The organism is Pseudoalteromonas sp., assembly GCF_041613455.1.
Lineage (GTDB): Bacteria > Pseudomonadota > Gammaproteobacteria > Enterobacterales > Alteromonadaceae > Pseudoalteromonas.
The window spans coordinates 1-6,392 of record NZ_JBFJHD010000175.1 but is presented as its reverse complement, the minus strand read 5'-3'; the positions used below and the strand labels follow the sequence as shown (position 1 = coordinate 6,392).

The window sequence follows — 6,392 nt, the reverse complement described above, 5'->3', positions numbered from 1 at the left end:
GAGCGCAGCCAGTTTTTTTCGTTATTCGCTTGGCATTGCCCTTTAAACTGGCTTGCATTGGCAAAAACGCCTGCAGTCCAGCCATTATTACTCTCCTCGGGTGTGGTGCTGTTGCTCGAATTCCCGCCGCCGCAGCCAGATAAAACACCAAGCAAGGCAACCGATAACAGTGTTAAGGTGATTTTTGGCCGTAGCAGGAGGGTCATATAAAAGCTCGCTTGTTAAACTATTTCATTAAATATAGCGGGTTTTATTTACACTTGGTAGTAATGTTTGGCGTTAGTGTAGCTTAATTGTTGCCACATATTTGCACTCTGGCATAAAGATAAATGCGCGTGCCAGCGTTGATTATAACTGGCATTTATTTGGCATACTGGAAAGTTGCTGGCAAACATCACCCGCTGCTCGCCAAAGTGCTGCAATATAATATTAAAACACTGCGCCTGCTGCGTGCTATCTAGCTTTAACAGTTCAAACCCAGAAAACTTAATCACCACATTGCTGTGCTTAGCCAGTAACGCTATCCCTTGTTGCCAGGCGTGCATATTGCGAGGTAAACCCGCGTGATTAATAACAATCAGCAGTGGTTTAAATTGCTGAGCATACTGCGCAACGCGCTGGCAAACGGCGCTATTCTCCAGTTCAAATTGGGCTTCAAAGTGCAGTTTTAAATCGCGTAAGACACCCAAATTGCGATAGCAATTAGCGCTTAATAAGCGTTTGGCATCATCGCCTTCAGTTATATCTCTAATGCCGACTAAACGTGGGTGAGCAAGCTCGCTTAATGCGTCGCTAAATTGCTTGTTACCTTGATGGATGCTGGCATAACTAATCGCTTTATATTTAAAGTTCGCTAAGTGTTTGGCAAGCCAGTTTAGCTCGTGTATCGGCGCTAAGTTATCAAATCCGGCCTCAATATGAACCAGCCCAGCAAGCGTGAAATCGCTGCTATGGGCTAATTGCTCAGGAGTGATGAGTTGTTTTATTGTCGCTAAATTAGGCCAAGAGGGCGGGTTATTACCTTGCAGCCAGCTGTATTGACCCTCAGATAAATTAAAAAAGTGCACATGGGGGTCAATAATCTTACTGCTCATTGGCAGGTGTATCCGCCATCAATACTTTGCAAGCTACCGGTGATAAAGGCTGCGTCATCGCTGGCTAAAAAGTTAACTAAGGCAGCCACTTCATCGGCTTGCCCTAAGCGATTCAAAGGTTGTAGGCGGGCTTCTTCGGCCACTACTTGGGTTTTATTGGCGCCGCTTTTTTTACAATACGCGTCTATGGCGTTATGAAATAACGGGGTTTCTATGGTGCCAGGACACACCGCATTAGCACGAATGTTATAGCGGGCGTAATCAAGCGCGGTGGTTTTCGCCATCGACGCCAGGGCATGCTTAGTCAGGTTATAAGCAAATGAATTTTGTTTACCAATCATAGCTTGATCGGAAGCAATGAGTACAATCGCGCCGTTATGTTGCGCTTTCATCAGCGACAACACACTTTGTACGGCGGCATACGCGCCTTTCACATTAAGGGCAAACAACGCATCAAAGGTTTGCTCATCGGTGTCCTCTATGTTGGCGCTTAAGTGTTTTCCGGCGTTAGAAACAAGTAGATCAATACGCTGCGTTTGTGCAGCAACAGCATTGATACAAGCACGCACAGCATTTACATCACTGACATCACAATAATGAAACTCACCGCTGTCGCTGGGAGTTATATCAAGATTATGCACCGCATAGCCGCTTAATAATAAGCGCTGTACTACCGCTAAGCCAATCCCTTTAGAGCCCCCGGTTACAATTGCCACTTTTGACATACTTGCTCCTAAATGACTAATTAATGCGAGTGACCACAACCGCCGGCTGAGTGTACATGGCCATGCGAAATCTCTTCCGCTGTTGCTTCGCGTACTGAAACAACTTCAACATCAAAAGTCAGTGTTTTACCGGCAAATGGGTGGTTTAAATCGCAGTCAGCATTAAAGCGGCCTACTTTTACAATGGTGACTTGATGACGACCTTGATTTGAATTCACCATGGCTGTCATACCCGGTTTCCACACTTTTACTTTGCTTTCGCTTTGTAAATGCTTAAGTGGAATACGCTGAATTAAGTCATCTACACGCTCACCATATGATTCACTTGGCGCCAGTGTCACGGAAAACTTGTCGCCTGCGGTTTTACCTTCTAGCGCTTGCGTTAAGCCAGCAAGCATTCCTTCGCTGCCATGAATATAGCTTAGTGGCGCGTCGTTGGTGCTGGTTTCTATTTGTTCACCGGCTTCGCTCAGGGTGTAATGAAATTCAACGGCTGAATTGTTACTAATTTGCATGCGTGTCTCTTTAATTTTTGACTTGAATAAGGGCTAATTTTACGTGAAATAATAGTGTTTAGAAACTTATGGTGGCTGATTTAGCGTTTTTTGTAGTTCAGAGAGTAAATCTTTTACCACCACCGGGGCAATGGCTTCTTCCGCTTGCGGTATATATAGCGTTAATTGGGTGCCTGGCTGCAGCACACTTGATGCCGAGAGGTTATTCCATTTTGCTAAATCACTATGTGCTACGTCGTAAAGTTGGCTGATCCCCCATAGTGTATCGCCCGGCTTAACCTGGTAATCGATTGCAATACTGGGTATCACTACTTCTTGGTAGGCAAGATAGGGACTAATCTCGTAATTAACCGTGAGCGAGGCGGGCAGGGGGTTAGGCTGCCCGACTAATAACGTTTCGCCAACAGCAATAATATCGCTGTGTTTGTTATTGAGCTGCTTTAACGCCTTCACTGTTATATTGTAATGTTTGGCAATGCCATACAGAGTATCGTTTTGCTTGACTATGTATTCACCGGCAAAATTAGCTCTAAAAAAGCGGCTCTTCAATAGCACTTGTTGTTCTATCGGCAATAGTAAAGTGTGTGGGCCATTGGGGGAGCTTTGATTTTTTAAATAGCCTTGGTTTAGCGCATGAAGTTGTTTAGAGCCAATCCCTGAGAGCTTGGCGATAACCGAAAAGTCAAATTGTTGCCCTACATTCATTAATGTGGTTAAAGGTTTATAAGGTAGTGTTGGGCGCGGGAACGACGTTTTAGGATGCTTAACTAGATGGCTCAATGCGAGTAATTTAGGGACATAGTCGGCGGTTTCTTGTGGTAATTTTAGCGCCCAAAAATCGGTGCTCTTGCCGCGCTTTTTATTATGCTCAATTGCGCGCTGTACGCGCCCTTCTCCGCTGTTGTAAGCGGCCAACGCATGCAGCCAATTACCAGCAAAGCGTTTATGTAAATAGCGTAAATATTTAAGCGCCGCATCGGTTGAAGCAAGCACATCTTGGCGTCCGTCATACCATTGATCTGATTTCACTCCAAAGTGATAAGCGGTGGCGTCAATCAGCTGCCACACGCCCACGGCTTGTTGCGATGATGCAATGGTGGGTCTAAAGTCACTTTCAACAAACGGTAATAAGGCCAGCTCCATCGGTAGTTGCTGTTGCTCTACCTTTTTTACAATATGGTAGAGGTAGGGGGCTGCGCGCGCGCTCACAATATTCAAGTAGTTGGGTTGCTGTAAATACCAGTTAATACGTTGTTTCAGCGCGCGGTTTTGGTACACGGTAAAATGCAGGTTGTTGGCAATATGCTGCCATAAGTCTGTTGTTGCTATGGGGCGTTTCTTTACAAGCTGTTTTTTTGCTGCAGCGGGGGAGGTTGCTACTGGTTGCACGCTGGAAAGCTTTACCGTGCTATCGCTAGACAACTCAGTGGCAAGGGTATAACTGGGTTGAAACTGAGTAAATAAGTACGGTGCTTGATTAGCAACCGGTGGCTCGGCGGTCGTTTTGCAACCCGCGAATAATACAGTTAAACAACATAAAACCAAACAGCGCATAGCGTTCACTTTTTCATGCATCCTTGTTCTATTTTAACACAATCCCTGCTATTGAGTTATTTAACCACACTAATCCTTTACTCAGTTAGCCATTCAGAACTTGGTAACCGCTGTTAATGGGCTTTTTTAGCGCGCTGTAAGCCTGCTTGCAAAAACAAATTACTCGATTTGGCATCCAGCGTCTGTTGTTGGTACGCCCGCATCACATGCTGTGGAAATGACAGCATAAGCTGTTCTATGCTCTGCTGTGGATGGTTATTTACGTGCTCGGTAATGGTGGTTAAAAACAGCAGTGGTTGCTGTAATTGTGTTTTAGTGAGTAGCTTGCCATGCCCGGGGATTATTTGTTGTAACTTCGTATCATTTATATAGCGTTTAAGCACTGCTTGCCAGTTGTTCAGCTCGCCATGACCGGGATAGGGAAGCCAATCAGCAATATCGCCGGCAATTAAAATACGGCCGTTATTGGTGGTCACTGTTAGATCACCATTGGTGTGTGCTTGTTGCGCGTTTAAAGTTACGGCAAAGTCGCCTAAGTTGAGCGTTTTGCTATTGCTGATGCTGATATCAGGTGAGTTAAGTGAGTATTTTTGCCAGCGAAACAAGCGCTGTTTTGCGCGTTCTAGTTTTATACGCCACTGCGCTTGTTCATCGTCTGGGAGTGTCGCTAAGCGTTGATAGCTGAGTTCAATACTTTTTTCAAAACCGTCAAACTTAGTTGCAAGCGCTTGTTGATAAAGAGCAAAGTCAGTGTTTACTTGCTGGTGGGTAATAAGTTGTGCATTGGGATAAAAGTGCTGCAGCACCGCCATACCGAGTAAGTGGTCATCATGAAAGTGAGTGGCGACTAAATAGCAAAGGGGCGTTGTTAAACGTTGTTTTAGCTCACGGACTAATTGTTCTACGGCGGCGAAGTTGCCACTGGCATCCACTAATAAGGCGCACTTGTTGCCTTGGATCAGCACTTGATTGGAGTCGTAAAAACGTAGTGTATCTGGTTGTTTCAGAAATTGAATGTTGGGGTTAATGGTTTGCCAAGTCATGGCTGCCTGTGCAGCGCCTGCAAAATAACCAGTCTTCAGCAGTAATAAGTAGGTAGTTAAAGTTAATAAACCACGGACTGATTTCATAAAAGCTCCTCATTGCAATTACAGCTAGCCTAACAAATAAAAGCGCACTAGGCGCTTTTATTTATTGACGGTTGAGTCAGAGGCTAACTGCTGACTCAGTTTGTCGATGAGTTGATCTTGCTGTTGTTGATCGACGGCTTGTTGAGTCTGTGCTTCAAGCAATTCGTGGCTTAAATTTAACGCTGCCATTAACAGGGCATTTTGCTCGTTTTTGATAGTTGAACGCTGTTTCATTTTTTCAACTAAATCATTTAAATTTTTCGCTGCCGCTTTTAGTGCCGCTTCTTGCCCAACTGGACAAGCAAATTGCTGCTCTTTACCAAGCAATTCAACCGTGACTCGCTGGTTTTGCAGCTCAGACATTAGCTAGCCTGTTGGGCGCTTTGTAACTTATCAAGCAAACCAGATAAGGTAGTGCTGGCATCTTTTTGCTTTTCTTCGTTTTCCAGTGCTTCTAATTGTAGTAGTTCGTTTTCATCTACCAGTTTACTATGCTGTTCTTTTAAATCAGCAACTTCGCTTTGTAATTGGTTATTACGCTGAATTAATTGGTCGATCAGTTGTTCGAGTTGTTGAAGAGTATCGTTGTTCATAAAGGCGCTCATATAACTGTAATTAAGGTCATGCAAATGTAAAGCAAAGTGTGCTTATTTGCCAGCATTTACGCAGGTTTTAGCTGATTTTTATTCTCTGTTAAGGGATAATTCAGGGTATTGGCTTTTTCATTCAGAAATAGTTCATTCTCAGTTGCCAGATTTATCATGCTTGCTGCGGCTATTCTCAGTTGCCAAGCTTTCATGCATATGGTTCACTGCTTTTTATTTAATAGCGTATGGCGAAAATAAATAATGCTTAGTTACAGACACTCTTTTCATGCGGGTAATCCGGCCGATGTACTTAAACATTTAGTGTTAGCACAAGTGTTAGGCTATCAAACTGTTAAAGATAAGCCGCTGGATTATATTGACACGCACTCCGGCGCTGGTTTTTTTGAGTTGGCCGCCGCCGATGCGCAAAAGACCCAAGAATACCAAGATGGCATTGCCAAGCTGTGGCAACATACTAGCGAACATAGCGCGTTAAACGACTACGTGGCGTTAATTAAATCGTTTAATGATACTCCTAACTTGGCGTTTTATCCGGGCTCGCCAAAAATTGCTGAGCACTTTTTGCGCCGTCAAGATAAAGGCTGGTTTTTTGAGCTGCACCCTCGCGACTTACTGTTACTTGAAGGTAACATGCAAGGCAAACGCTCAATTCGCGTGCGCGGCGAAAATGGTTTTGCCGGTTTGATTGGCTTATTGCCGCCAGCATCGCGCCGCGCCTGTGTGTTAATCGATCCGCCTTACGAAATTAAAGATGACTACGACACGG

General features: G+C 44.5%; 8 protein-coding genes and 1 pseudogene. 1 reads left to right on the top strand and 8 read right to left on the bottom strand.

Going from position 1 to position 6,392, the window contains the following annotated elements:
• The 8 genes and pseudogenes from ABYB02_RS13350 to zapB all read right to left on the bottom strand — a co-directional run.
• A pseudogene (locus ABYB02_RS13350) lies at positions 1-206 on the bottom strand (peptidase); the annotation flags it as partial.
• 48 nt (positions 207-254) lie between these two features.
• Positions 255-1,094: an amidohydrolase gene (locus tag ABYB02_RS13345; RefSeq protein WP_372762927.1), complete on the bottom strand. Its 840-nt coding sequence runs from the start codon at positions 1,092-1,094 to the stop codon at positions 255-257.
• Positions 1,091-1,819: an SDR family NAD(P)-dependent oxidoreductase gene (locus ABYB02_RS13340; protein ID WP_372762926.1), complete on the bottom strand. Its 729-nt coding sequence runs from the start codon at positions 1,817-1,819 to the stop codon at positions 1,091-1,093. The genes ABYB02_RS13345 and ABYB02_RS13340 overlap by 4 nt, the downstream gene beginning before the upstream one ends.
• Before the next feature lie 20 nt (positions 1,820-1,839).
• The gene (locus ABYB02_RS13335; protein ID WP_372762925.1) at positions 1,840-2,334 is read right to left on the bottom strand and encodes a peptidylprolyl isomerase; all 495 of its coding nucleotides are present in this window, start codon (positions 2,332-2,334) and stop codon (positions 1,840-1,842) included.
• A 66-nt stretch (positions 2,335-2,400) separates the two neighbouring features.
• Positions 2,401-3,888, bottom strand: a complete 1,488-nt coding sequence (locus ABYB02_RS13330; protein ID WP_372762924.1) for a LysM peptidoglycan-binding domain-containing protein — start codon at positions 3,886-3,888, stop codon at positions 2,401-2,403.
• Between the two features lie 113 nt (positions 3,889-4,001).
• Positions 4,002-5,018, bottom strand: a complete 1,017-nt coding sequence (locus ABYB02_RS13325) for an MBL fold metallo-hydrolase (protein WP_372762923.1) — start codon at positions 5,016-5,018, stop codon at positions 4,002-4,004.
• Between the two features lie 57 nt (positions 5,019-5,075).
• On the bottom strand, positions 5,076-5,381 hold the full coding sequence (locus ABYB02_RS13320; RefSeq protein ID WP_372762922.1) for a cell division protein ZapA: 306 nt from the start codon (positions 5,379-5,381) through the stop codon (positions 5,076-5,078).
• Positions 5,381-5,611: a cell division protein ZapB gene (gene zapB, locus ABYB02_RS13315; RefSeq protein ID WP_372762921.1), complete on the bottom strand. Its 231-nt coding sequence runs from the start codon at positions 5,609-5,611 to the stop codon at positions 5,381-5,383. Before zapB ends, ABYB02_RS13320 begins: the two co-directional genes overlap by 1 nt.
• Positions 5,612-5,866: 255 nt before the next feature.
• Between zapB and rlmJ the strand changes: the two genes are divergently transcribed.
• Positions 5,867-6,392, top strand: a 526-nt coding sequence (gene rlmJ, locus ABYB02_RS13310; RefSeq protein ID WP_372762920.1) for a 23S rRNA (adenine(2030)-N(6))-methyltransferase RlmJ, incomplete at its 3' end; no start/stop codon positions are given.

Excerpts from the sequence above, each read along its gene's own strand:
- ABYB02_RS13345 (WP_372762927.1), bottom strand. The coding sequence starts at position 1,094 with ATGAGCAGTAAGATTATTGACCCCCATGTGCACTTTTTTAATTTATCT.
- ABYB02_RS13340 (WP_372762926.1), bottom strand. The coding sequence starts at position 1,819 with ATGTCAAAAGTGGCAATTGTAACCGGGGGCTCTAAAGGGATTGGCTTA.
- ABYB02_RS13335 (WP_372762925.1), bottom strand. The coding sequence starts at position 2,334 with ATGCAAATTAGTAACAATTCAGCCGTTGAATTTCATTACACCCTGAGC.
- ABYB02_RS13330 (WP_372762924.1), bottom strand. The coding sequence starts at position 3,888 with ATGCGCTGTTTGGTTTTATGTTGTTTAACTGTATTATTCGCGGGTTGC.
- ABYB02_RS13325 (WP_372762923.1), bottom strand. The coding sequence starts at position 5,018 with ATGAAATCAGTCCGTGGTTTATTAACTTTAACTACCTACTTATTACTG.
- ABYB02_RS13320 (WP_372762922.1), bottom strand. The coding sequence starts at position 5,381 with ATGTCTGAGCTGCAAAACCAGCGAGTCACGGTTGAATTGCTTGGTAAA.
- zapB (WP_372762921.1), bottom strand. The coding sequence starts at position 5,611 with ATGAACAACGATACTCTTCAACAACTCGAACAACTGATCGACCAATTA.